The organism is Pseudomonas sp. Ors-4-3C, assembly GCF_055755035.1.
On the sequence record NZ_CM146900.1, the window covers coordinates 201,986 to 224,207 of the forward strand.

The 22,222-nt window shown below is 60.1% G+C and carries 26 protein-coding genes; 15 read left to right on the forward strand and 11 right to left on the reverse strand.

Annotated elements, in window-relative coordinates:
• Both ACVHNU_RS00850 and ACVHNU_RS00855 read left to right on the forward strand, forming a co-directional pair.
• Positions 1–612, forward strand: coding sequence for a superoxide dismutase (locus tag ACVHNU_RS00850; protein ID WP_473018813.1), 612 nt, complete (start codon positions 1–3; stop codon positions 610–612).
• 30 nt (positions 613–642) lie between these two features.
• Positions 643–1,536, forward strand: coding sequence for a ZIP family metal transporter (locus ACVHNU_RS00855; protein WP_226500641.1), 894 nt, complete (start codon positions 643–645; stop codon positions 1,534–1,536).
• A gap of 37 nt (positions 1,537–1,573) precedes the next feature.
• Here ACVHNU_RS00855 and ACVHNU_RS00860 read toward each other — a convergent pair whose 3' ends face one another.
• The 10 genes from ACVHNU_RS00860 to ACVHNU_RS00905 form a co-directional block, all read right to left on the reverse strand.
• On the reverse strand, positions 1,574–1,849 hold the full coding sequence (locus ACVHNU_RS00860; RefSeq protein WP_003221684.1) for an HPr family phosphocarrier protein: 276 nt from the start codon (positions 1,847–1,849) through the stop codon (positions 1,574–1,576).
• Positions 1,850–1,864: 15 nt separating this feature from the next.
• Entirely contained in the window at positions 1,865–2,722 is an 858-nt protein-coding gene (gene rapZ, locus ACVHNU_RS00865; protein ID WP_473018814.1) for an RNase adapter RapZ, read from the reverse strand.
• 2 nt (positions 2,723–2,724) lie between these two features.
• A complete protein-coding gene (ptsN, locus tag ACVHNU_RS00870; RefSeq protein ID WP_003221688.1) occupies positions 2,725–3,189 on the reverse strand; it encodes a PTS IIA-like nitrogen regulatory protein PtsN in 465 nt (154 codons plus the stop codon).
• Between the two features lie 12 nt (positions 3,190–3,201).
• A complete protein-coding gene (gene hpf, locus ACVHNU_RS00875) occupies positions 3,202–3,510 on the reverse strand; it encodes a ribosome hibernation-promoting factor, HPF/YfiA family (RefSeq protein ID WP_003221690.1) in 309 nt (102 codons plus the stop codon).
• Between the two features lie 73 nt (positions 3,511–3,583).
• A complete protein-coding gene (locus ACVHNU_RS00880; RefSeq protein ID WP_201135790.1) occupies positions 3,584–5,077 on the reverse strand; it encodes an RNA polymerase factor sigma-54 in 1,494 nt (497 codons plus the stop codon).
• A 186-nt stretch (positions 5,078–5,263) separates the two neighbouring features.
• Positions 5,264–5,989, reverse strand: a complete 726-nt coding sequence (lptB, locus tag ACVHNU_RS00885) for an LPS export ABC transporter ATP-binding protein (protein WP_003221693.1) — start codon at positions 5,987–5,989, stop codon at positions 5,264–5,266.
• Positions 5,989–6,537: a lipopolysaccharide transport periplasmic protein LptA gene (lptA, locus tag ACVHNU_RS00890; protein WP_473018815.1), complete on the reverse strand. Its 549-nt coding sequence runs from the start codon at positions 6,535–6,537 to the stop codon at positions 5,989–5,991. The genes lptB and lptA overlap by 1 nt, the downstream gene beginning before the upstream one ends.
• Entirely contained in the window at positions 6,524–7,096 is a 573-nt protein-coding gene (gene lptC, locus ACVHNU_RS00895) for an LPS export ABC transporter periplasmic protein LptC (RefSeq protein WP_103485944.1), read from the reverse strand. The genes lptA and lptC overlap by 14 nt, the downstream gene beginning before the upstream one ends.
• Before the next feature lie 8 nt (positions 7,097–7,104).
• Positions 7,105–7,629, reverse strand: a complete 525-nt coding sequence (locus ACVHNU_RS00900; RefSeq protein ID WP_003221699.1) for a KdsC family phosphatase — start codon at positions 7,627–7,629, stop codon at positions 7,105–7,107.
• Positions 7,629–8,603 carry a KpsF/GutQ family sugar-phosphate isomerase gene (locus ACVHNU_RS00905; RefSeq protein ID WP_103520210.1) on the reverse strand — a complete coding sequence of 325 codons (975 nt, stop codon included), beginning with the start codon at positions 8,601–8,603 and terminating at the stop codon, positions 7,629–7,631. The genes ACVHNU_RS00900 and ACVHNU_RS00905 overlap by 1 nt, the downstream gene beginning before the upstream one ends.
• Before the next feature lie 275 nt (positions 8,604–8,878).
• Here ACVHNU_RS00905 and ACVHNU_RS00910 point away from each other — a divergent pair, with 275 nt between their 5' ends.
• The 10 genes from ACVHNU_RS00910 to hisC all read left to right on the forward strand — a co-directional run bounded on the left by ACVHNU_RS00910 (position 8,879) and on the right by hisC (position 16,843).
• Complete coding sequence (locus tag ACVHNU_RS00910) at positions 8,879–9,688, forward strand: ATP-binding cassette domain-containing protein (RefSeq protein ID WP_003221703.1); 810 nt, start codon at positions 8,879–8,881, stop codon at positions 9,686–9,688.
• On the forward strand, positions 9,688–10,485 hold the full coding sequence (gene mlaE / locus ACVHNU_RS00915; protein WP_003221704.1) for a lipid asymmetry maintenance ABC transporter permease subunit MlaE: 798 nt from the start codon (positions 9,688–9,690) through the stop codon (positions 10,483–10,485). Before ACVHNU_RS00910 ends, mlaE begins: the two co-directional genes overlap by 1 nt.
• A complete protein-coding gene (gene mlaD / locus ACVHNU_RS00920; RefSeq protein ID WP_007967220.1) occupies positions 10,485–10,952 on the forward strand; it encodes an outer membrane lipid asymmetry maintenance protein MlaD in 468 nt (155 codons plus the stop codon). The genes mlaE and mlaD overlap by 1 nt, the downstream gene beginning before the upstream one ends.
• A gap of 11 nt (positions 10,953–10,963) precedes the next feature.
• Complete coding sequence (locus ACVHNU_RS00925) at positions 10,964–11,617, forward strand: MlaC/ttg2D family ABC transporter substrate-binding protein (RefSeq protein WP_003221707.1); 654 nt, start codon at positions 10,964–10,966, stop codon at positions 11,615–11,617.
• Positions 11,614–11,919 carry an STAS domain-containing protein gene (locus ACVHNU_RS00930; RefSeq protein ID WP_003221709.1) on the forward strand — a complete coding sequence of 102 codons (306 nt, stop codon included), beginning with the start codon at positions 11,614–11,616 and terminating at the stop codon, positions 11,917–11,919. The genes ACVHNU_RS00925 and ACVHNU_RS00930 overlap by 4 nt, the downstream gene beginning before the upstream one ends.
• 116 nt (positions 11,920–12,035) lie before the next feature.
• Positions 12,036–12,275 carry a BolA family protein gene (locus ACVHNU_RS00935; protein WP_003221710.1) on the forward strand — a complete coding sequence of 80 codons (240 nt, stop codon included), beginning with the start codon at positions 12,036–12,038 and terminating at the stop codon, positions 12,273–12,275.
• A gap of 22 nt (positions 12,276–12,297) precedes the next feature.
• Entirely contained in the window at positions 12,298–13,563 is a 1,266-nt protein-coding gene (gene murA, locus ACVHNU_RS00940; RefSeq protein WP_045122295.1) for a UDP-N-acetylglucosamine 1-carboxyvinyltransferase, read from the forward strand.
• A 126-nt stretch (positions 13,564–13,689) separates the two neighbouring features.
• Positions 13,690–14,325, forward strand: coding sequence for an ATP phosphoribosyltransferase (hisG, locus tag ACVHNU_RS00945; protein WP_003221711.1), 636 nt, complete (start codon positions 13,690–13,692; stop codon positions 14,323–14,325).
• 125 nt (positions 14,326–14,450) lie between these two features.
• Positions 14,451–15,788: a histidinol dehydrogenase gene (gene hisD, locus ACVHNU_RS00950; RefSeq protein WP_473018816.1), complete on the forward strand. Its 1,338-nt coding sequence runs from the start codon at positions 14,451–14,453 to the stop codon at positions 15,786–15,788.
• Positions 15,789–15,790: 2 nt separating this feature from the next.
• The gene (hisC, locus tag ACVHNU_RS00955) at positions 15,791–16,843 is read left to right on the forward strand and encodes a histidinol-phosphate transaminase (protein WP_103485947.1); all 1,053 of its coding nucleotides are present in this window, start codon (positions 15,791–15,793) and stop codon (positions 16,841–16,843) included.
• A gap of 122 nt (positions 16,844–16,965) precedes the next feature.
• On the opposite strand, the gene algW is transcribed toward hisC, so the two are convergent.
• Complete coding sequence (gene algW / locus ACVHNU_RS00960; RefSeq protein WP_045122296.1) at positions 16,966–18,120, reverse strand: Do family serine endopeptidase AlgW; 1,155 nt, start codon at positions 18,118–18,120, stop codon at positions 16,966–16,968.
• A 103-nt stretch (positions 18,121–18,223) separates the two neighbouring features.
• On the opposite strand from algW, the gene ACVHNU_RS00965 reads away from it, so the two are divergent.
• The 3 genes from ACVHNU_RS00965 (at position 18,224) to cysN (ending at position 22,058) form a co-directional block, all read left to right on the forward strand.
• Positions 18,224–18,982, forward strand: coding sequence for a Nif3-like dinuclear metal center hexameric protein (locus tag ACVHNU_RS00965; protein WP_473018817.1), 759 nt, complete (start codon positions 18,224–18,226; stop codon positions 18,980–18,982).
• Between the two features lie 250 nt (positions 18,983–19,232).
• The gene (gene cysD / locus ACVHNU_RS00970; RefSeq protein WP_003221715.1) at positions 19,233–20,150 is read left to right on the forward strand and encodes a sulfate adenylyltransferase subunit CysD; all 918 of its coding nucleotides are present in this window, start codon (positions 19,233–19,235) and stop codon (positions 20,148–20,150) included.
• A 9-nt stretch (positions 20,151–20,159) separates the two neighbouring features.
• On the forward strand, positions 20,160–22,058 hold the full coding sequence (cysN, locus tag ACVHNU_RS00975) for a sulfate adenylyltransferase subunit CysN (protein ID WP_473018818.1): 1,899 nt from the start codon (positions 20,160–20,162) through the stop codon (positions 22,056–22,058).
• Positions 22,059–22,222 lie beyond the last annotated feature (164 nt).

Below are 22,222 nucleotides of genomic sequence, written 5' to 3' on the forward strand. Positions count from 1 at the left end.
ATGGCTTTTACCTTGCCTGCCTTGCCGTACGCCTACGACGCTCTGGAACCGCACATTGATGCGCAAACCATGGAGATTCATTACACCAAGCACCACCAGACCTACATCAACAACCTCAATGCCGCCGTCGAAGGCACTGAGTACGCCGAATGGCCGGTGGAAAAACTGGTCGCCAGCGTCCGGCAGTTGCCGGAAAAACTCCGCGCAGCGGTGATCAACCAGGGCGGCGGCCACGCCAACCATTCGCTGTTCTGGGAAGTCATGGTGCCCAATGGCGGTGGCAAGCCGGATGGCGCGTTGGCCAAGGCGATCGATGAGCAACTGGGCGGCCTCGACAGTTTCAAGGACGCCTTCACCAAAGCAGCACTGACCCGTTTCGGCAGCGGCTGGGCCTGGCTCAGCGTCACTTCCGACAAGAAACTGATCGTGGAAAGCAGCGGCAATCAGGACAGCCCGCTGATGAATGGCAATACACCGATTCTCGGTCTGGACGTCTGGGAACACGCTTACTACCTGCGTTATCAGAACCGCCGTCCGGAATACATCAACGCGTTCTACAACGTGATCAATTGGCCTGAAGTCGCCGCGCGTTATCAGGCCGCACTGGTTTAAGCCATCTATAAAAACAATCCAGGGCTGACTATGGGCACTGAAACACTGTCGATTGGCGGTGGGCGCATGTTTCGTTACGCGGTCGGGTCGCTGTTGCTGCTGGCGGGCATGACACTGCTTGCGGCGCACGGCCTGGAATGGCTGGATCTGCAGCCGAAGCTGTCGCGGGCCTTGCAGGGTGGGGCGATCTGCGCCCTCGGCACGGCGCTCGGCGCGGTGCCGGTGTTGGTGATCCGGCGCATGCCGCAGATGCTCAGCGATACGCTGCTGGGTTTCGGCGCCGGCGTGATGCTGGCAGCGACTGCGTTTTCGCTGATCGTGCCGGGCATTGGTGCCGCCGAAACTCTGGGCCTGACACCGTGGGCAGCCAGCGGGCTGATCTGCTTCGGCATCATGCTCGGTGCATTCGGCTTGTATCTGGTGGACCTGAAACTGTCCGGCGCCTCACCGGAAATGCTCGTCGGTACCCCTGAGCGCCCGGTGATTGCGCCGCGGATCTGGCTGTTCGTCTTCGCCATCATTGCCCACAACATCCCGGAAGGCATGGCGGTGGGGGTCTCTGCAGGTGGTGGCATGCCGGATGCCGACAGTCTGGCGATGGGCATTGCCTTGCAGGATGTGCCAGAGGGATTGGTGATTGCGCTGGTGCTGGCCGGGGCGGGGATGTCGCGGGCCAGGGCGTTCTTGATCGGGGCGGCTTCAGGGCTGGTCGAGCCAGTGTTTGCGCTGCTCTGTGCGTGGCTGGTCAGTCTGGCGGAGCTGTTGTTGCCGTTGGGGCTGGCGCTGGCGGCAGGGGCGATGTTGCTGGTGGTGACGCATGAAGTGATCCCCGAGTCGCGACGCAATGGTCATGACAAGCTTGCCAGTCTTGGCTTGCTGATCGGGTTCTGTCTGATGATGGTGATGGATACGGCGCTGGGCTGATTGGCAGAGAGGGAGCAAGCTCCCCCTCCATGCAGGATCAACCACCTTCATCGAAGTAGTTGTTGATCAACGCCACCAGCGCATCCAGCGCTTCCTGCTCCTGATGGCCTTCGGTACTCAGATAGATCTTGGTGCCTTTGCCGGCGGCCAGCATCATCATCGCCATGATGCTTTTGCCATCGACCGTGGTTTCGGGTGTACGCCCCACTCTGATCGTGCAATCCGGGAACTGGCCCGCTACCCCGACGAATTTGGCCGACGCTCGGGCATGCAGGCCCAGCTTATTGATGATTTCGATTTCCAGAGCAGGCATCGCGGTGTGAATCCTTTAAGTGAGGTCGCGGTGGCGAACCTGGACGTTCTTCAGGGTTTTCTGCAGGGCCTGACCCAGACGTTCGGTCAGGTAAACGGAGCGGTGATGCCCGCCGGTGCAGCCAATGGCAATGGTGACATAGGCGCGATTGCTCGCGGCAAAGCGCGGCAGCCATTTATTCAGGTAGCCGTAGATGTCTTGAAACATCTCCTCAACCTCCGGCTGCGCGGCCAGATATTCGGCGACCGGTGCATCGAGACCGGATTGTGCGCGCAATTCAGGCTTCCAGTACGGATTGGGCAGGCAGCGCACGTCGAACACCAGATCCGCATCCACCGGCATGCCGCGCTTGAAACCGAACGACTCGACCAGGAAGGCCGTACCCGGCTCCGGCTGGTTCAGCAGGCGTAGCTTGATGGTGTCGCGCAACTGGTACAGGTTCAGATTGGTGGTGTTGACCTTGAGGTCGGCCAGGTCGGCAATCGGCCCGAGCAGGGCGGTCTCGTCGTTGATCGCTTCGGCCAGCGAACGGTTGGCCGTGCTCAGCGGGTGACGACGGCGGGTTTCCGAAAAGCGCTTGAGCAGGGTTTCTTCGTCGGCATCCAGATACAGCACATCACACTGGATGTGCCGGGAGCGGACTTCTTCCAGCAACTCGGGGAAACGCGACAGGTGGCTCGGTAGGTTGCGCGCATCAATCGACACAGCCACCAGCGGCTGGGCCAGTTCGGTGTGGATCAGCGCGCGTTCGGCCAGTTCCGGCAGCAGACCGGCCGGCAGGTTGTCGATGCAGTAGTAGCCGTTGTCCTCAAGGACATCCAGGGCAGTGCTTTTACCCGAGCCGGAGCGGCCGCTGACGATGATCAAGCGCATGATTAATGCCCGTTTTGCTCGCTCAGGACGACCTGATACAAGGCTTCGTTACTCGGTGCGCTGCGCAGTTTTTCGCGCACTTCCTTGCGATCGAGCATGCTGGCGATCTGGCGCAGTAATTCCAGGTGGGCATCGGTGGCAGCTTCCGGGACCAGCAGGACAAACAGCAGGTCAACCGGCGCACCGTCGATGGCATCGAAATCGATAGGCGCATCAAGGTGCATCAAAGCGCTGACAGGCGCTTCACAGCCTTTGAGGCGACAGTGGGGAATGGCGATGCCGTTGCCGAAACCGGTGGAGCCGAGTTTCTCACGGGCGATCAGCGCCTCGAAGACATCTTGCATCTCCAGACCCGGCACTTCGCGGGCGATCAGGTTGGCAATCTGTTCGAGGGCTTTCTTTTTACTGCCGCCCGGCACGTTCACCAGGGAACGGCCGGGGGTCAGGATACTTTCAAGTCGGATCATGGGTTGGGGGTGTTAACGACCTGTCGCGCCCTGGAGGAGGCTCTGGGTCTTTTCCTTATGCTTTTTGAGTTGGCGATCCAGCTTGTCGGTCAGTGCGTCGATCGCAGCGTACATGTCGGTATCTTCTGCGTTGGCGACCACTTCGCTGCCGGGAATATGCAAGGTGGCTTCGATTTTCTGCTTCAGCTTTTCGACGCACATCGTGACCTGCACGTTGGTGATCTTGTCGAAATGGCGCTCCAGTCGTTGGAGTTTTTCCTCGATATAGGAACGCAGAGGTTGGGTCACTTCCAGTTGGTGTCCACTGATGTTGACTTGCATACAGCTTCTCCTTCGTTGCCAGTGCATAAAGCGGCAGGCCGAAGAGCCTGCCACTGGAACGCTGTAACGTGGCTTACATCAACCGCTTGCGTTCGCTCGAAGGCGCGATCCCGAGGGATTCGCGGTACTTGGCGACGGTGCGGCGAGCCACCTGAATGCCTTGTGCCTCCAGTAAACCAGCGATCTTGCTGTCACTCAACGGCTTTTTCTGATTTTCCGCCGCAACCAGTTTCTTGATGATCGCGCGAATCGCCGTGGACGAGCATTCGCCGCCTTCGGAGGTGCTGACGTGGCTGGAGAAAAAGTATTTCAGTTCATAAATGCCCCGTGGGGTATGCATGAATTTCTGGGTAGTGACGCGGGAAATCGTCGATTCGTGCATGCCGACCGCCTCGGCGATGTCGTGCAGGACCAACGGTTTCATGGCTTCGTCGCCGTACTCCAGGAAACCGCGCTGATGCTCGACGATCTGGGTCGCCACTTTCATCAGGGTTTCGTTGCGGCTTTGCAGGCTCTTGATGAACCAGCGCGCTTCCTGCAACTGATTGCGCATGAAAGTGTTGTCGGCGCTGGTGTCGGCGCGACGGACAAAACCGGCGTACTGTGCGTTGACCCGCAGACGGGGCACCGACTCCTGATTCAGCTCGACCAGCCAGCGTTCGTTGTCCTTGCGCACAATGACGTCCGGCACCACGTACTCGGCTTCAGTCGATTCGATCTGCGAGCCCGGGCGCGGATTCAGGCTCTGCACCAGTTCGATGACCTGACGCAGCTCATCTTCCTTGAGCTTCATACGCCGCATCAGCTGGCTGTAGTCGCGACTGCCGAGCAGATCGATGTAATCGCTGACCAGACGCTTGGCTTCGTTCAGCCACGGAGTCTTGGCCGGGAGCTGGCGCAGTTGCAGCAACAGGCATTCGCCGAGGTTGCGGGCGCCGATGCCGGCGGGTTCGAACTGCTGGATGCGGTGCAGGACGGCTTCGATCTCGTCCAGCTCGATGTCGAGTTCCGGATCAAAGGCGTCGAGAATTTCTTCGAGGGTTTCATCGAGGTAGCCCTGATTGTTGATGCAATCGATCAGGGTCACGGCGATCAGGCGGTCGGTGTCGGACATCGGCGCCAGGTTCAATTGCCAGAGCAAATGGCTCTGCAGGCTTTCCCCGGCAGAGGTGCGGGTGGTGAAGTCCCACTCGTCGTCATCGCCGCTGGGCAGGCTGCTGGCGCTGGTCTGGTAGACATCTTCCCAGGCAGTGTCGACCGGCAGCTCGTTGGGAATGCGCTCGTTCCATTCACCTTCCTCCAGGTTGTCCACCGTCGGGGCGGTTTCCTGGTATGACGGTTCCTGAATGTCGGTGTTGGGCTTTTGTTCGGCGTTGTCGGCCAAAGGATCGGAGTTGTCGAAGTCGTCGCCTTCTTCCTGGCGTTCGAGCATCGGATTGGATTCCAGGGCCTCCTGGATTTCTTGTTGCAGGTCCAGGGTCGACAATTGGAGCAGGCGGATGGCCTGTTGCAGCTGCGGTGTCATCGTCAGCTGCTGGCCCATTCTCAAGACTAGCGATGGTTTCATGGCAGGGGCTTAACACCTTATTCGCCGGCGCGCATGCGCCATCCACTACAGGGCGCCGAAGCGCCAAACTTAAGCAAATTATATGCCTGAAACTGTCGTGTTTGCCTAGAGCGCTGTAACAATAAAAGCGTATAAAAGCCTGCTTCATCGATACAGCACCCGGAGGCTGGCCAAGTGCCTTGGTGCTTACAGGCGGAACTCGTGGCCCAGATACACTTCCTTCACCAGATCGTTGGCAAGGATGGTCGCAGCATCGCCTTCGGCGATCAGTTGACCGTCGTTGACGATGTAGGCGGTTTCGCAGATATCCAGGGTCTCACGCACGTTGTGGTCGGTGATCAGAACACCGATGCCCTTGGCCTTGAGGTGGTGGATGATCTGCTTGATGTCGCCAACCGAGATCGGGTCGACACCGGCGAACGGTTCGTCGAGCAGGATGAATTTCGGTGCGGTCGCCAGTGCGCGAGCGATTTCCACCCGGCGGCGTTCACCACCGGACAGGCTCATGCCGAGGTTGTCGCGGATGTGGCTGATGTGGAATTCCTGCAGCAGGCTTTCCAGTTCCTTGCGACGACCGGCCTTGTCGAGTTCCGCGCGGGTTTCGAGGATGGCCATGATGTTATCGGCCACCGACAGTTTGCGGAAGATCGACGCTTCTTGCGGCAGATAGCCGATACCGGCCTTGGCGCGGCCGTGCATCGGCTGATGGCTGACGTCCAGATCATCGATCAACACGCGGCCCTGATCGGCCTGCACCAGGCCGACGATCATATAGAAGCAGGTCGTCTTGCCGGCGCCGTTCGGGCCGAGCAGGCCAACGATCTGGCCACTGTCGATCGACAGGCTGACGTCGCGCACAACCTGGCGGCTTTTATAGGCCTTGGCCAGGTGTTGAGCTTTCAGAGTTGCCATTACTGGGCCTTTTTCTCGTCGTTTTTCGGCTTCGGCTGGATCACCATGTCGATGCGCGGACGCGCCTCGGTGACTTTACTGCCGGTAGCGCGGCCGGCGCTGGCCAGTTTTTTCACCGTGTCATAGACGATTTTTTCGCCCTGAGTGGTGTTGTTGTCCTTGTCGACAACCTTGGCCTTGTCGATCAGCACGACGCGATTCTGCTGCGCGTGATACTGGATGGTCACGCCCCAGCCCTGCACAGGTTTTTTGTCGCCGGCAGTCTGCAGTTGCTCGAAGTAGGCGAGGTTGCCCACCGAGGTCACTACGTCGATTTCGCCGGTCGGGGTGCGAGTCAGGGTCACGGTATTACCGGTCACCTTCATCGAGCCTTGGGTAATGATCACGTCACCTTTATAGGTGGCAACGCCATTCTTGTCGTCCATCTGGGCATCGTCGGCCTGAATGCGAATGGGCTGCTCTTGATCGTTCGGCAGAGCCCAGGCGCTCACGCTTCCCAGTGCTGCGCCCAGACTGAGCAAAATAGGGAGGGTTTTAACGAGCCTCATACTGTCCTCTTACGTTAGATAGCAGGTGTATCCTGCTTTCCTTCAAATACGCCTTCATTCCCACGCCAGTCGATACACCCCCAGCGCCGTCGATTCTAACGGGTTGCGCGGTCTGCGCATATTGCTGCTGCGGGAACACTGTCATGCGTGTGCTGGTGATCAAGGTGTCGCGGTTCTTTTCGTCAGTACGCTTGACGCGTACGGAATCGATCAGTTCGACCTCGGTGCCGCCTGAATTCACTTCACCGCGCTCGCTGGTCACGTGCCACGGAAACTCGGTGCCGCGGAACATGTTCAGGTCGGGTTTGGTGACAAGCGTCACATCCGTCGCTTTCAGGTGCTCGGCCTTGTCCGACGTCATCTCGTATTGCAGCTTGCCGTCCGGGAGGTACTGAAAGGTGTGTGTATTGGTGGCGTACCAGTCGATGGCTGTGTCTTCGGCCTTGGCTGCAGGCTTGTCGAGGAAGCGTTCCGGACTGATATTCCAGTAGCCGACCGCTGCAAACATGGCAGCGATACAGCCGAACAGCAGGAAGTTGCGAAATTTTTTGCTAAACATGATTTGGCTCACAGGTACGCGGCGTTGGCCGCATCGAGGCGGCCCTGGGCGCGCAGGATCAATTCGCAGAATTCGCGGGCGGCACCTTCGCCACCACGGGCCCGAGTGACGCCATGGGCGTGTTCGCGCACGAAATCGGCAGCATTGGCGACGGCCATGCCCAGGCCTACGCGGCGGATCACCGGCAGGTCAGGCAAGTCGTCACCGAGGTAGGCGACCTGTTCATAGCTTAGGCCCAGTTGCTGCAGAAGACCGTCCAGAACCACCAATTTGTCTTCGCGGCCCTGAAACAGATGCGGGATGCCGAGGTTCTTCGCCCGGCGCTCAACCACCGGCGTCTTGCGGCCACTGATGATGGCCGTCTCGACACCGGCATTCATCAGCATCTTGATGCCTTGGCCGTCGAGGGTGTTGAACGTCTTGAATTCGCTGCCGTCTTCAAGGAAGTACAGGCGCCCGTCGGTGAGGACGCCGTCGACGTCGAACACTGCCAGTTTGATCGCTTTGCCGCGTTGCAGCAGATCGCTTGTCATTACATCACTCCTGCACGCAGCAGATCGGAGAGGTTGAAGGCGCCAATCGGGCGATCTTCTTCGTCCACGACCACCAGTGCGTTGATTCGGTGGTCTTCCATGATTTTCAGCGCTTCGGCGGCGAGCATCTCGGGCCGTGCGGTCTTGCCGTGTGCGGTCATGACCTGGTCGATGGTGGCGCTGCGGATGTCGATGCTGCGATCCAGGGTGCGGCGCAGGTCGCCGTCGGTGAAGATCCCGGCCAGCTTGCCATCGGCTTCAAGGATGACGGTCATGCCCAGACCCTTGCGGGTCATTTCCATGAGCGCGTCCTTGAGCAGGGTGCCGCGTTGCACTTGCGGCAGCTCTTGCCCGGCGTGCATGACGTTTTCCACTTTCAGCAGCAGGCGTCGACCCAGGGCACCGCCCGGGTGGGAAAAAGCAAAATCTTCGGCGGTGAAACCACGCGCTTCCAGCAGCGCCACGGCCAGGGCATCGCCCATGACCAGCGCTGCGGTGGTCGAGGAAGTCGGCGCCAGGTTCAGCGGGCAGGCTTCGTGCTCGACGTGAACATTGAGATTGACTTCGGCGGCCTTGGCCAACGGCGACTGCGGATTGCCGGTCAGGCTGATCAACTGGATACCCAGGCGCTTGATCAGGGGCAGCAAGGTGACGATTTCGTTGGTCGAGCCGGAGTTGGAGAGGGCGAGAATCACGTCGTCACGGGTGATCATGCCCATGTCGCCATGACTGGCTTCGGCGGGGTGGACGAAAAATGCCGGGGTGCCGGTGCTGGCCAGGGTCGCGGCAATCTTGTTGCCGACGTGCCCGGATTTGCCCATGCCGACCACGACCACACGGCCTTTGCTGGCCAGAATCATCTCGCAAGCGCGTACGAAATCGGCGTCGATATGGGGCAACAAGCCTTGTACGGCTTCCACTTCGAGGCGGATGGTGCGTTGTGCCGATTGAATCAGGTCGCTGGATTGGCTCATGTCAGAAATCGTATAGCCCGATGAAAAGGCGGCGATTATAGCGGTTATGTTGAAAAGCCTCACGCAAGTTCGTTGTGCTTTGTCATTCCTCGTAACCAAAACCCTGAAAAAGCGCGGCCGCGCCTGTCATATCGCTGAACACAGGGGGGCATGGGCCTTGGGCGCTTGGCCTTTGCAGTGATATAGTTCGCCGCCAGTTCGGCCTGCCCGGGAGGTATGTGCTTTCTGCGGAAAGCCAGGCGTCCGAGTGAGAGGCTGCATCGCAAGGAGTTTAGATGAGTGCCGATAACGCCTACGCGGTCGAGCTGAAGGGAGTCTCCTTCAAGCGCGGTGCGCGCAGCATTTTCAATAACGTCGATATTCGCATCCCGCGTGGCAAGGTTACCGGCATCATGGGACCTTCCGGGTGCGGCAAGACCACTTTGTTGCGCTTGATGGGTGCACAGTTGCGTCCTTCCAGCGGCGAAGTCTGGGTCAACGGCCAGAACCTGCCGACGCTGTCGCGCAGTGATCTGTTCGATGCGCGCAAGCACATGGGCGTGCTGTTTCAGAGCGGCGCGCTGTTTACCGATCTCGATGTCTTCGAGAACGTCGCTTTCCCCCTGCGCGTTCATACCCAATTGCCGGATGAAATGATCCGCGACATCGTTCTGCTCAAATTGCAGGCGGTCGGTCTGCGCGGCGCCATCGAGCTGATGCCCGACGAACTGTCCGGCGGTATGAAGCGTCGCGTGGCGCTCGCCCGGGCAATTGCGCTCGATCCGCAGATTCTCATGTACGACGAGCCTTTCGTCGGTCAGGACCCGATCGCCATGGGCGTGCTGGTACGCCTGATCCGTCTGCTCAACGATGCGCTGGGGATCACCAGTATCGTGGTCTCCCACGATCTGGCCGAAACCGCGAGCATCGCTGACTACATCTATGTAGTGGGTGATGGTCAGGTGCTGGGGCAGGGCACGCCGGACGAGTTGATGAATTCGGATGAGCCGCGTATTCGCCAGTTCATGACCGGCAACCCCGATGGCCCGGTGCCGTATCATTTTCCAGCGACGGATTACCGCGCAGATCTTCTGGGGAAGCGCTGATGCGCAGAATTTCATTAATAGAACGCGTACGCCGTTTCGGCGAGGCGGCGATCGACGCCGTTGCGGTGTTTGGTCGTGCGACCCTGTTCCTGTTCCACGCCCTGCTGGGTCGTGGCGGCATCAGCGGCGGTTTTGGCCTGTTGGTCAAGCAGCTGCATTCGGTTGGCGTGATGTCGCTGGTGATCATCGTCGTGTCCGGGATTTTCATCGGCATGGTGCTGGCGCTGCAGGGCTTCAGTATTCTGTCGAGCTACGGTTCGGAGCAGGCGGTGGGGCAGATGGTGGCCCTGACGTTGCTGCGTGAACTGGGTCCGGTGGTGACGGCCTTGCTGTTTGCCGGGCGTGCCGGTTCGGCGCTGACCGCGGAAATTGGCAACATGAAGTCCACCGAGCAGCTTTCCAGCCTGGAAATGATCGGTGTCGATCCGCTCAAATACATTATTGCCCCGCGTCTGTGGGCCGGTTTCATTTCCCTGCCGGTGCTGGCGATGATTTTCAGCGTGGTGGGGATCTGGGGCGGTTCGTGGGTGGCTGTCGACTGGCTTGGCGTGTATGAAGGTTCCTACTGGGCGAACATGCAGAACAGCGTGAACTTCACCAGCGATGTGCTCAACGGCGTCATCAAAAGTATCGTTTTCGCCTTCGTCGTGACCTGGATCGCCGTATTCCAAGGCTATGACTGTGAGCCCACTTCCGAGGGCATCAGTCGCGCCACCACCAAGACCGTGGTATTCGCCTCGCTGGCGGTACTGGGCCTGGACTTTATTCTGACCGCTTTGATGTTTGGAGATTTCTGATGCAAAACCGCACCCTGGAAATCGGTGTCGGCCTGTTCCTGCTGGCAGGGATCCTGGCCTTGTTGCTGCTTGCCCTGCGGGTCAGTGGCCTGTCTCCGACTTCGACCACCGACACCTATAAACTGTATGCCTACTTCGACAATATCGCCGGTTTGACGGTCAGAGCCAAAGTGACCATGGCCGGTGTGACCATCGGCAAGGTCACGGCCATCGATCTGGATCGCGACAGCTTCACCGGGCGGGTAACCCTGCAAGTGGATAAAAAGGTCGACAACCTGCCGACCGACTCCACAGCGTCTATCCTGACCGCTGGCCTGTTGGGCGAGAAGTACATCGGTATCAGCGTGGGCGGGGAAGACACCCGTCTGAAGGATGGTGGAACCATCCACGACACGCAGTCGTCTCTGGTACTGGAAGACCTGATCGGTAAATTCCTGCTCAATACCGTTAGCAAAGACGCCAAATGAGGAGCTTTTGAATGATCTCTACCTTGCGACGTGGCCTGTTGGTGTTGCTCGCGACACTGCCACTGCTGGCTAACGCTGCGCCTGGACAGTCGGCGCACGATCTGGTTCAGGACACCACGAACCGGATGCTGGCCGACCTGTCGGCCAATAAAGAGAAGTACAAGAAGGATCCGCAGGACTTCTACACGGCGCTGAACACCATTGTCGGTCCCGTGGTGGATGCCGAGGGCATTTCCAAGAGCATCATGACCGTCAAGTATTCGCGCAAGGCAACGCCTGCGCAGATGCAGACGTTCCAGGAAAACTTCAAGCGCGGGCTGTTCCAGTTCTATGGCAACGCTTTGCTCGAGTACAACAACCAGGGCATTACCGTAGATCCTGCCAAGGATGAGTCCGGCGATCGCACCAGCGTCGGCATGACCGTCAAGGGCAACAACGGCGCGATCTATCCAGTTCAATACACGCTGGAGAAGATCAACGGCGAGTGGAAACTGCGCAACGTGATCATCAACGGCATCAACATTGGCAAGCTGTTCCGTGACCAGTTCGCCGATGCGATGCAGCGCAATGGCAACGACCTGGACAAGACCATCAATGGTTGGGCCGGTGAAGTGGCCAAGGCCAAGGAAGAAACCGACAAAGCTGCCGCGAAGCCAGCGCAATGAGTGAGGCGGCAATACGTATGAGTGACGTCGACGAGCTATTGCTCAGTGGAGTACTGGATTACCGCACAGGTCCCGACCTGCGCAAGGAAGGCCAGGCGCTGATCAAGTCCAGCAAGGCGACGTCGCTGGTCATCGATTGCTCGGCAGTGAAGAAGTCCAGCAGCGTCGGCTTGTCCCTGCTGCTGTGCTTCATGCGCGATGCCCAGGCGGCCGGCAAGGTTGTCAGCATCCGCGCGATGCCGGAAGACATGCGCGAAATCGCTCAGGTCAGTGAGCTGACCGAGTTGCTGGCGCACCCCTGAACCCGCATCGATAAAAAAGCCCCCCGTCAGAGTCCTGCCAATGCGGGGTTCGCAGGCGCGGGGCTTTTTTGTATGATGTCCGACCCGTGCGCACAGGGCGCCGATTGAGGTTGAGCATGCAGGCCGTAGAAGTGAAGAGCTTCCTTGAAGGGAAGCTGCCAGGAACGCAGGTGGAAGTTGAAGGCGAAGGCTGCAACTTTCAGCTGAACGTGATTAGCGATGAACTGGCGGCGTTAAGCCCGGTCAAGCGTCAGCAGAGCATCTATGCCCATTTGAACCCGTGGATCGCCGATGGCAGCATCCATGCGGTCACTATGAAATTTTTCAGCCGCGCGGCCTGGGCCGAGCGCACCTGAGCCCAAGGGCGTCGAGATTCTTATGGATAAATTGATTATTACCGGTGGCGTTCGTCTTGATGGCGAAATCCGTATCTCCGGGGCGAAGAACTCCGCCCTGCCGATTCTGGCTGCCACCCTGCTGTGCGATGGCCCGGTGACCGTTGGCAACCTGCCGCACCTGCACGACATCACCACCATGATCGAGCTGTTCGGTCGCATGGGCATCGAGCCTGTGATCGACGAGAAACTCAGCGTCGAAATCGATCCACGCACCATCAAGACCCTGATCGCACCGTACGAACTGGTGAAAACCATGCGTGCCTCGATCCTGGTACTGGGCCCGATGGTTGCGCGTTTCGGCGAAGCCGAAGTCGCCCTGCCTGGCGGTTGCGCCATCGGTTCGCGTCCGGTCGACCTGCACATCCGTGGCCTCGAAGCCATGGGCGCGGTGATCGACGTCGAAGGCGGCTACATCAAGGCCAAGGCGCCTGAAGGCGGCCTGCGCGGCGCCAGCTTCTTCTTCGATACCGTCAGTGTGACCGGTACCGAAAACATCATGATGGCAGCTGCCCTGGCCAAGGGCCGCAGCGTCCTGCAGAACGCCGCGCGCGAGCCTGAAGTGGTTGACCTGGCGAACTTCCTCAACGCCATGGGCGCCAAGGTTTCCGGCGCCGGCACCGACACCATCACCATCGATGGCGTCGAGCGTCTGGGTTCGTGCTTCTACAAGGTCATGCCTGACCGTATCGAAACCGGCACCTACCTGGTGGCCGCTGCGGTCACCGGTGGCCGCGTGAAGGTCAAGGACACCGATCCGACCATCCTCGAAGCCGTTCTGGAAAAGCTCCGTGAAGCCGGCGCTGAAGTCACCAGCGGTGAAGACTGGATCGAGCTGAACATGCACGGCAAGCGCCCGAAAGCGGTCAACGTGCGCACCGCGCCGTACCCGGCGTTCCCGACCGACATGCAGGCACAGTTCATCTCGCTCAATGCCATTGCCGAAGGCACAGGCGCAGTGATCGAGACGATCTTCGAAAACCGTTTCATGCACGTTTACGAACTGCACCGCATGGGCGCCAAGATCCAGGTCGAAGGCAACACTGCGATCGTCACCGGTACTGAAGTCCTGAAGGGCGCGCCAGTGATGGCCACCGACCTGCGTGCTTCGGCCAGCCTGGTGATCTCGGCACTGGTGGCCGAAGGCGACACCCTGATCGACCGCATCTACCACATCGACCGTGGTTACGAGTGCATCGAAGAAAAACTGCAGATGCTGGGCGCCAAGATCCGTCGCGTTCCGGGCTAGTAGCTGCACTGGGCACAGGGAAGTGTCCACTGAATTCGTTTCGAGTCGAGCCGGTATCCGGCTCGATGTGTGTCCGGCGCCGATTGCGACCGGACATGAGTACCTTGATAAGGACTGACGTTTCCCATGTTGACCATCGCACTGTCCAAGGGCCGCATCCTTGACGACACCCTGCCGCTTCTCGCTGAAGCGGGCATCGTGCCGACCGAGAATCCGGACAAGAGCCGCAAGCTGATCATCCCCACCACTCAGGATGACGTACGTCTGTTGATCGTGCGTGCCACCGACGTGCCGACCTATGTCGAGCATGGCGCGGCCGATCTCGGCGTCGCCGGTAAAGACGTGTTGATGGAATACACCGGCCAGGGCCTGTACGAGCCGCTGGATCTGCAGATTGCCCAGTGCAAGCTGATGACCGCCGGCAAGATCGGCGCGGCCGAGCCCAAGGGCCGTCTGCGCGTGGCGACCAAGTTCGTCAACGTCGCCAAGCGTTACTACGCCGAGCAGGGCCGTCAGGTCGACATCATCAAGCTCTACGGCTCGATGGAACTGGCGCCGCTGATCGGCCTGGCCGACAAGATCATCGACGTGGTCGACACCGGCAACACTCTGCGTGCCAATGGCCTGGAACCTCAGGAACTGATCGCCACGATCAGCTCGCGCCTGGTGGTCAACAAGGCTTCGATGAAGATGCAACACGCCCGAATCCAGGCGTTGATCGATACCCTGCGCAAGGCAGTGGAATCGCGACACCGCGGCTGATGTACCTGCGCGACCTTGAGTCGCGCCCGTCTATCCGCCTCATAGCCAGAATCTCAGGTGCCCAAGCGGAAACGACTGCTAAGTTAGGGCGCCTGAGTTTTTGCCATTCCTATGAGGCTCTCGCTATGACCGCACCGACTGCAATTCGCCGACTCAACGCTGCTGACCCGGATTTCGCGCATCATCTGGATCATCTGCTGAGCTGGGAAAGTGTGTCTGACGACTCGGTCAATCAGCGCGTGCTGGACATCATCAAGGCTGTGCGCGAGCGCGGTGACGCGGCGCTGGTCGAGTTCACCCAGAAGTTCGACGGCCTCGAAGTGGCGTCGATGGCCGACCTGATCCTGCCGCGCGAGCGTCTGGAACTGGCCCTGACTCGCATCACCGTGGCACAGCGCGAGGCGCTGGAAAAAGCCGCGGCGCGGGTGCGCAGCTATCACGAAAAACAGAAACAGGATTCCTGGAGCTACACCGAGGCCGACGGCACCGTGCTCGGGCAGAAGGTCACGCCGCTGGATCGCGCTGGCCTGTATGTACCGGGCGGCAAGGCGTCGTACCCGTCTTCGGTGTTGATGAACGCGATTCCGGCCAAGGTCGCCGGCGTGACCGAAGTGGTCATGGTCGTGCCGACACCGCGCGGTGAAATCAATGAACTGGTGCTGGCGGCGGCTTGCATTGCCGGCGTTGACCGGGTGTTCACCATCGGCGGCGCGCAAGCGGTTGCCGCGTTGGCTTACGGCACCGAAAGCGTGCCACAGGTGGACAAGGTCGTCGGCCCGGGCAACATCTATGTCGCTACCGCCAAGCGTCACGTGTTCGGTCAGGTCGGCATCGACATGATCGCCGGCCCGTCGGAAATTCTCGTGGTCTGCGATGGCCAGACCGATCCGGACTGGATCGCCATGGACCTGTTCTCCCAGGCCGAGCACGATGAAGACGCCCAGGCGATTCTGGTCAGCCCCGACGCCGAGTTCCTCGACAAGGTCGCCGCCAGCATCGACAAACTGCTGCCGACCATGGATCGCGCGACCATCATCGAAACCTCGATCAATGGCCGTGGTGCGCTGATCCACGTGCGTGACATGGCGCAAGCCATCGAAGTCGCCAACCGCATCGCCCCGGAACACCTGGAGCTGTCGGTCGCCGACCCGCAAGCGTGGCTGCCGCAGATCCGTCACGCCGGCGCGATCTTCATGGGCCGCCACACCTCCGAGGCGCTGGGCGACTACTGCGCCGGTCCGAACCACGTGCTGCCTACCTCCGGCACCGCGCGTTTCTCCTCGCCGCTGGGTGTGTACGACTTCCAGAAACGTTCGTCGATCATCTTCTGCTCCGAGGCCGGCGCTTCCGAGCTGGGCAAGACCGCTTCGGTGCTGGCGCGCGGCGAATCTCTCAGTGCACACGCACGCAGCGCCGAATACCGCATCAAAGATGCAGACTTGCTGCAAGGGCAGGGGGAGTGAACATGAGTAAATTCTGGAGCCCGTTCGTCAAGGATCTGGTGCCGTATGTGCCGGGCGAACAGCCGAAGCTGACCAAACTGGTCAAGCTCAATACCAACGAAAACCCCTACGGCCCGTCGCCCAAAGCACTGGCAGCGATGCAGACCGAGCTCAACGACAACCTGCGCCTGTACCCGGATCCGAACAGCGATCTGCTGAAAACCGCTGTCGCCCACTACTACGGCGTGCAGAGCAATCAGGTGTTCCTCGGCAACGGTTCGGACGAAGTGCTGGCGCACATCTTCCACGGTCTGCTGCAACACGAGCAGCCGCTGCTGTTCCCGGACATCAGCTACAGCTTCTATCCGGTGTATTGCGGTCTGTACGGCATCCAGTTCGATGCCGTGCCGCTGGACGCGCAGTTCCAGATCAACCCGGCCGACTACGCCAAACCGAACGGCGGGATCATTTTCCCCAATCCGAACGCACCGACCGGTTGCCTGCTGGCACTGGAAGCGGTCGAGCAGATTCTCCAGGCCAGTCCGGATTCGGTGGTGGTCGTGGATGAGGCGTACATCGACTTCGGCGGCGAAACCGCGATCAGCCTGGTGGATCGTTATCCGAATCTGCTGGTGACCCAGACCCTGTCCAAGTCGCGCTCGCTGGCCGGGCTGCGCGTCGGTCTGGCGGTGGGTCATCCGGATCTGATCGAAGCGCTGGAGCGGATCAAGAACAGCTTCAACTCCTATCCGCTGGATCGCCTGGCGATTGTCGGTGCGGCGGCGGCGTTTGAGGATCGCGAGTATTTCGACAAGACCTGCCGTCTGGTGATCGAGAGTCGTGAGTGGGTGATCGCGCAGTTGCAGGCCAAAGGCTTTGAAGTGCTGCCGTCGGCGGCGAACTTCATCTTCGCCCGTCACCCGCAACACGATGCAGCAGGGCTGGCAGCCAAACTGCGCGAGCAGGGTGTGATCGTGCGTCACTTCAAGCAGGAGCGGATTGCCCAGTTCCTGCGGATTTCGATCGGTACGCCGGAGCAGAACCAGGCGCTGATCGACGGCCTCGGCGACCTTTGATACAGCGCTGCCCCCTGTAGGAGTGAGCCTGCTCGCGATAGCGGACGGACATTCAACATTTATGCTGACTGACCCGGCGCCATCGCGAGCAGGCTCACTCCTACATTGTTTTGGGAAGGCGCTTACTCTTCTTCTTTGACCGGCGCCGGCGGCGGACGCAGGCCGATTTCAGCGGTCAGCTTCAGTTCCTTGCCGTTGCGCATGACCTGGATGGTCACCTTGTCGGTCGGCTTGATCCGCGCCACCTGGTTCATTGACTTGCGGCCATCACCGGCCGGTTCGCCGTCGATACTCAGAATTACGTCACCCAGTTGCAGGCCGGCCTTCTGTGCCGGGCCATCGCGGAAGATCCCCGCCACGACAATTCCCGGACGCCCGGACAGGCCAAACGACTCGGCCAGTTCCTGGGTCAGCGGCTGCACTTCAATACCGAGCCAGCCACGAATCACCTGACCGTGCTCGATGATCGACTTCATCACTTCCATCGCCAGTTTCACCGGGATCGCAAAACCGATGCCCTGCGAGCCGCCGGACTTGGAGAAGATCGCGGTGTTGATCCCGGTGAGGTTGCCGTTGGCATCGACCAGTGCGCCGCCGGAGTTGCCCGGGTTGATCGCCGCGTCGGTCTGGATGAAGTCTTCGTAGTTGTTCAGGCCCAGCTGGTTGCGCCCGGTGGCGCTGATGATGCCCATGGTCACGGTCTGGCCGACGCCGAACGGGTTGCCGATGGCCAGCGCGACGTCGCCGATGCGAATGCTGTCGGAGCGGCCGACGGTGATTGCCGGCAGGTTTTTCAAGTCGATCTTCAGTACCGCGAGGTCGGTTTCCGGGTCGCTGCCGATGACGCGGGCGAGGGTTTCACGACCGTCCTTGAGCGCCACCACGATCTGGTCGGCGCCGGTGGTCACGTGGTTGTTGGTCAGAATGTAGCCTTCCGGGCTCATGATCACGCCGGAGCCGAGGCTCGATTCCATGCGTTTCTGCTTCGGCGAGTTGTCACCGAAGAAACGCCGGAACTGCGGATCTTCAAACAGCGGATGCGCCGGTTTGGCGATGACCTTGGTGGTGTAGAGGTTGACCACCGACGGTGCGGCGATGACCACTGCGTCCGCATAGGACACCGGCCCCTGCTGCACGCTGGTGGTTTGCGGGGCCTGTTGCAGGTTGACGTCGAGGCTGGGTAGCCCGACCCACTGCGGGTAACGTTGAATAATCAACAGAGCGATAAGCACACCGGCCAACAGCGGCCAGCCGAAAAAACGCAGCGCCTTGAGCATTAAGCACGTCCTGGAAAAGTTGCAGGCGGGGTCAGACCGCCCATAATGTCGCGCATTATACGAGGCCGCGCGTGCCTCTGAACGGGATATTTAGGAGTCTTTCATGGCCGTCGCCCTCAGCACCCTGGTCGAAGAAGCCGACCGTTACCTCGGCAGTGCGAAAATCGCCGATTACTGCCCCAACGGCCTGCAGGTCGAAGGCCGTCCGCAGGTGATGCGTATCGTCAGCGGCGTCACCGCGAGTCAGGCTTTGCTCGATGCCGCGGTGGAAGCCGAGGCCGATCTGGTGCTGGTGCATCACGGCTATTTCTGGAAGGGCGAGAACCCGTGCATCACCGGCATGAAGCAGCGGCGCCTGAAGACGCTGCTCAAGCACGACATCAGTCTGCTCGCCTATCACCTGCCGCTGGACCTGCACCCGGAAGTCGGCAACAACGTGCAACTGGCGCGTCAGCTCGATATTACCGTCGAAGGGCCGCTGGACCCGGACAATCCGAAGATTGTCGGGCTGGTCGGCTCGTTGAATGAGCCGATGACCCCGCGTGATTTCGCGCGCAAGGTTCAAGAGGTCATGGGCCGCGAACCGCTGCTGGTCGAAGGCAGTGCGATGATCCGCCGGGTCGGCTGGTGCACCGGTGGCGGGCAGGGCTATATCGACCAGGGCGTAGCGGCGGGTGTTGATCTGTTCCTCAGCGGTGAAGCCTCCGAGCAGACCTTCCACAGCGCTCGGGAAAACGACATCAGCTTTATCGCCGCCGGCCATCATGCCACCGAGCGCTATGGCGTGCAGGCGCTGGGCGATTATCTGGCGAAGCGTTTTGCCCTTGAACACATCTTCATCGACTGCCCGAACCCGATCTGAAATCCAGCGCATTTCCCCTGTAGGAGTGAGCCTGCTCGCGATAGCTTTGTCACATTCAACATAGCGGTGACTGATACACCGCTATCGCGAGCAGGCTCACTCCTACAAGGGGTAGGCGCCCAAACGGGTGGGCATATTCATATGCCCTTTCGATCTAGTAGGCGTCCTGATTAGAAGAGGTCGCTGTGCTAGGATTCCCCGCTCGAACACGGCCCGCTGGCCGTTCATAAGAAAGCTTTCGTGAGTAGCCATGGTCGACAAACTGACGCATCTGAAACAGCTGGAGGCGGAAAGCATCCACATCATCCGCGAGGTGGCCGCCGAGTTCGACAACCCGGTGATGCTGTACTCCATCGGTAAAGACTCCGCCGTGATGCTGCATCTGGCACGCAAGGCGTTCTTCCCGGGCAAACTGCCGTTTCCGGTGATGCACGTCGACACTCGCTGGAAATTCCAGGAGATGTACAAGTTCCGCGACAAGATGGTCGAAGAGCTGGGCCTGGACCTGATCACTCACATCAACCCCGATGGCGTGGCGCAGAATATCAACCCGTTCACCCACGGCAGCGCCAAGCACACCGACATCATGAAGACCGAGGGCCTGAAGCAGGCGCTCGACAAGCATGGTTTCGACGCAGCGTTCGGCGGCGCCCGTCGCGATGAAGAGAAGTCCCGCGCCAAGGAGCGTGTGTACTCGTTCCGCGACAGCAAGCATCGCTGGGACCCGAAGAATCAGCGTCCGGAGCTGTGGAACGTCTACAACGGCAAGGTCAACAAGGGCGAATCCATTCGTGTATTCCCGTTGTCGAACTGGACCGAACTGGACATCTGGCAGTACATCTACCTCGAAGGCATCCCGATCGTGCCGCTGTACTTCGCCGCCGAGCGCGAAGTGATCGAGAAGAACGGCACGCTGATCATGATCGACGACGACCGTATCCTCGAACACCTGTCCGACGAGGACAAGGCACGCATCGTCAAAAAGAAAGTGCGTTTCCGTACCCTTGGCTGCTACCCGTTGACGGGCGCGGTGGAGTCCGAGGCTGAAACCCTCACGGACATCATTCAGGAAATGCTCCTGACGCGAACTTCCGAGCGCCAGGGCCGGGTCATCGACCACGATGGCGCAGGCTCGATGGAAGACAAGAAACGTCAGGGTTATTTCTAAGGGGTTGTCATGTCGCACCAATCTGATTTGATCAGCGAGGACATCCTCGCCTACCTGGGCCAGCACGAGCGTAAAGAGCTGCTGCGCTTTTTGACCTGCGGTAACGTCGATGACGGCAAGAGCACCCTGATCGGGCGCCTGCTGCACGACTCCAAGATGATCTACGAAGATCACCTGGAAGCCATCACCCGCGATTCGAAGAAAGTCGGCACCACCGGTGACGACATCGACCTGGCATTGCTGGTCGATGGCCTGCAGGCCGAGCGTGAGCAGGGCATCACCATCGATGTCGCCTACCGCTATTTCTCCACCGCCAAACGCAAATTCATCATCGCCGACACCCCTGGCCATGAGCAGTACACCCGCAACATGGCCACCGGTGCGTCCACCTGTGACCTGGCGATCATCCTGGTCGACGCCCGTTACGGCGTGCAGACCCAGACCCGTCGCCACAGCTTCATCGCCTCGTTGCTCGGCATCAAGCACATCGTCGTCGCCATCAACAAGATGGACCTGAAAGACTTCGATGAAGGCGTGTTCGAGTCGATCAAGGCCGACTACCTGAAGTTCGCCGAAGGCTTGAAGATGAAGCCGACCAGCATGTACTTCGTGCCGATGTCTGCCCTCAAGGGTGACAACGTGGTGAACAAGTCCGAGCGCTCGCCTTGGTACAAAGGCCAGTCGCTGATGGAAATCCTCGAGACCGTGGAAGTGGCGGGCGACCGCAACTTCACCGATCTGCGTTTCCCGGTGCAGTACGTCAACCGTCCGAACCTGAACTTCCGCGGTTTCGCTGGCACCCTCGCCAGCGGCATCGTGCACAAGGGCGACGAAGTGGTGGTTCTGCCGTCGGGCAAGAGCAGTCGCGTCAAATCCATCGTCACCTTCGAAGGTGAACTGGAGCAGGCCGGCCCTGGTCAAGCGGTGACGCTGACCATGGAAGACGAAATCGACATCTCCCGTGGCGACCTGCTGGTGCATGCCGACAACGTGCCGCCGGTCACCGACAGCTTCGAAGCGATGCTGGTGTGGATGGCTGAAGAGCCGATGTTGCCGGGCAAGAAATACGACATCAAACGTGCGACCAGTTATGTGCCGGGCTCTATCGCCAGCATCGTCAACAAGGTCGACGTGAACACCCTCGAAGAAGGCCCGGCGAGCGCGTTGCAGCTCAACGAAATCGGCAAGGTGAAGATCGCGCTCGACGCGCCGATCGCCCTCGACGGTTACGACAGCAACCGCACCACTGGCGCGTTCATCGTCATCGATCGTCTGACCAACGGCACCGTCGGCGCCGGCATGATCATCGCTCAGCCAGTGGCTCACGGGACTGCCTCGCACCACGGCAAACTGGCTCACGTTGCCACTGAGGAACGTGCCCAGCGCTTCGGCCAGCAGCCGGCTACCGTGTTGTTCAGCGGTCTGTCGGGCGCGGGCAAGAGCACGCTGGCCTATGCGGTCGAGCGCAAGCTGTTCGACATGGGCCGTGCGGTGTTTGTGCTGGATGGTCAGAATCTGCGTCACGACCTGAACAAGGGGCTGCCGCAGGATCGTGCTGGCCGTACTGAGAACTGGCGGCGTGCTGCGCATGTGGCGCGTCAGTTCAACGAGGCTGGTCTGTTGACGCTGGCGGCGTTTGTTGCGCCGAGTGCTGAAGGTCGCGAACAGGCCAAGGATCTGATCGGTAAGGAGCGTCTGCTGACGGTTTATGTGCAGGCTTCGCCGGCGGTGTGTGCCGAGCGTGATCCGCAGGGCTTGTATGCTGCGGGTGGCGATAATATTCCGGGTGAGTCGTTCCCGTATGACGTGCCGCTGAATGCTGATCTGGTGATCGACACGCAGTCGTTGTCGTTGGAAGAAAGCGTTAAGCAAGTGCTGGATCTGCTGCGTCAGCGTGGCGCGATTTAAGCGTTAGCTGGAAATGAAGAGCCCGTGGATGAGTGATCATCGGCGGGCTTTTTTATTGGAGTAATTTGGTTTTCGGCGGTGGCGGCCTTTGGGCCGACCATGCTCTTGGGGTTTTGGGTGTATATCCGTTGCTGTGGTAACGGCGGCTTAGGGTTCCGCCCTTA

Bases quoted from the DNA above. Each gene is read 5' to 3' on its own strand.
- ACVHNU_RS00850 (WP_473018813.1), top strand. From the start codon at position 1: ATGGCTTTTACCTTGCCTGCCTTGCCGTACGCCTACGACGCTCTGGAA.
- rapZ (WP_473018814.1), bottom strand. From the start codon at position 2,722: ATGCGCTTGATCATCGTCAGCGGCCGCTCCGGCTCGGGTAAAAGCACT.
- cysD (WP_003221715.1), top strand. From the start codon at position 19,233: ATGGTCGACAAACTGACGCATCTGAAACAGCTGGAGGCGGAAAGCATC.
- hpf (WP_003221690.1), bottom strand. From the start codon at position 3,510: ATGCAAGTCAACATCAGTGGACACCAACTGGAAGTGACCCAACCTCTG.
- hisD (WP_473018816.1), top strand. From the start codon at position 14,451: ATGACCGCACCGACTGCAATTCGCCGACTCAACGCTGCTGACCCGGAT.
- ACVHNU_RS00900 (WP_003221699.1), bottom strand. From the start codon at position 7,629: ATGACAAGCGATCTGCTGCAACGCGGCAAAGCGATCAAACTGGCAGTG.
- hisG (WP_003221711.1), top strand. From the start codon at position 13,690: ATGTTGACCATCGCACTGTCCAAGGGCCGCATCCTTGACGACACCCTG.
- lptB (WP_003221693.1), bottom strand. From the start codon at position 5,989: ATGGCAACTCTGAAAGCTCAACACCTGGCCAAGGCCTATAAAAGCCGC.
- ACVHNU_RS00930 (WP_003221709.1), top strand. From the start codon at position 11,614: ATGAGTGAGGCGGCAATACGTATGAGTGACGTCGACGAGCTATTGCTC.
- ACVHNU_RS00910 (WP_003221703.1), top strand. From the start codon at position 8,879: ATGAGTGCCGATAACGCCTACGCGGTCGAGCTGAAGGGAGTCTCCTTC.
- murA (WP_045122295.1), top strand. From the start codon at position 12,298: ATGGATAAATTGATTATTACCGGTGGCGTTCGTCTTGATGGCGAAATC.
- ACVHNU_RS00855 (WP_226500641.1), top strand. From the start codon at position 643: ATGGGCACTGAAACACTGTCGATTGGCGGTGGGCGCATGTTTCGTTAC.
- cysN (WP_473018818.1), top strand. From the start codon at position 20,160: ATGTCGCACCAATCTGATTTGATCAGCGAGGACATCCTCGCCTACCTG.
- ACVHNU_RS00965 (WP_473018817.1), top strand. From the start codon at position 18,224: ATGGCCGTCGCCCTCAGCACCCTGGTCGAAGAAGCCGACCGTTACCTC.
- mlaD (WP_007967220.1), top strand. From the start codon at position 10,485: ATGCAAAACCGCACCCTGGAAATCGGTGTCGGCCTGTTCCTGCTGGCA.
- ACVHNU_RS00880 (WP_201135790.1), bottom strand. From the start codon at position 5,077: ATGAAACCATCGCTAGTCTTGAGAATGGGCCAGCAGCTGACGATGACA.
- hisC (WP_103485947.1), top strand. From the start codon at position 15,791: ATGAGTAAATTCTGGAGCCCGTTCGTCAAGGATCTGGTGCCGTATGTG.
- ptsN (WP_003221688.1), bottom strand. From the start codon at position 3,189: ATGATCCGACTTGAAAGTATCCTGACCCCCGGCCGTTCCCTGGTGAAC.
- mlaE (WP_003221704.1), top strand. From the start codon at position 9,688: ATGCGCAGAATTTCATTAATAGAACGCGTACGCCGTTTCGGCGAGGCG.
- ACVHNU_RS00925 (WP_003221707.1), top strand. From the start codon at position 10,964: ATGATCTCTACCTTGCGACGTGGCCTGTTGGTGTTGCTCGCGACACTG.
- ACVHNU_RS00935 (WP_003221710.1), top strand. From the start codon at position 12,036: ATGCAGGCCGTAGAAGTGAAGAGCTTCCTTGAAGGGAAGCTGCCAGGA.
- lptC (WP_103485944.1), bottom strand. From the start codon at position 7,096: ATGTTTAGCAAAAAATTTCGCAACTTCCTGCTGTTCGGCTGTATCGCT.
- ACVHNU_RS00905 (WP_103520210.1), bottom strand. From the start codon at position 8,603: ATGAGCCAATCCAGCGACCTGATTCAATCGGCACAACGCACCATCCGC.
- algW (WP_045122296.1), bottom strand. From the start codon at position 18,120: ATGCTCAAGGCGCTGCGTTTTTTCGGCTGGCCGCTGTTGGCCGGTGTG.
- ACVHNU_RS00860 (WP_003221684.1), bottom strand. From the start codon at position 1,849: ATGCCTGCTCTGGAAATCGAAATCATCAATAAGCTGGGCCTGCATGCC.
- lptA (WP_473018815.1), bottom strand. From the start codon at position 6,537: ATGAGGCTCGTTAAAACCCTCCCTATTTTGCTCAGTCTGGGCGCAGCA.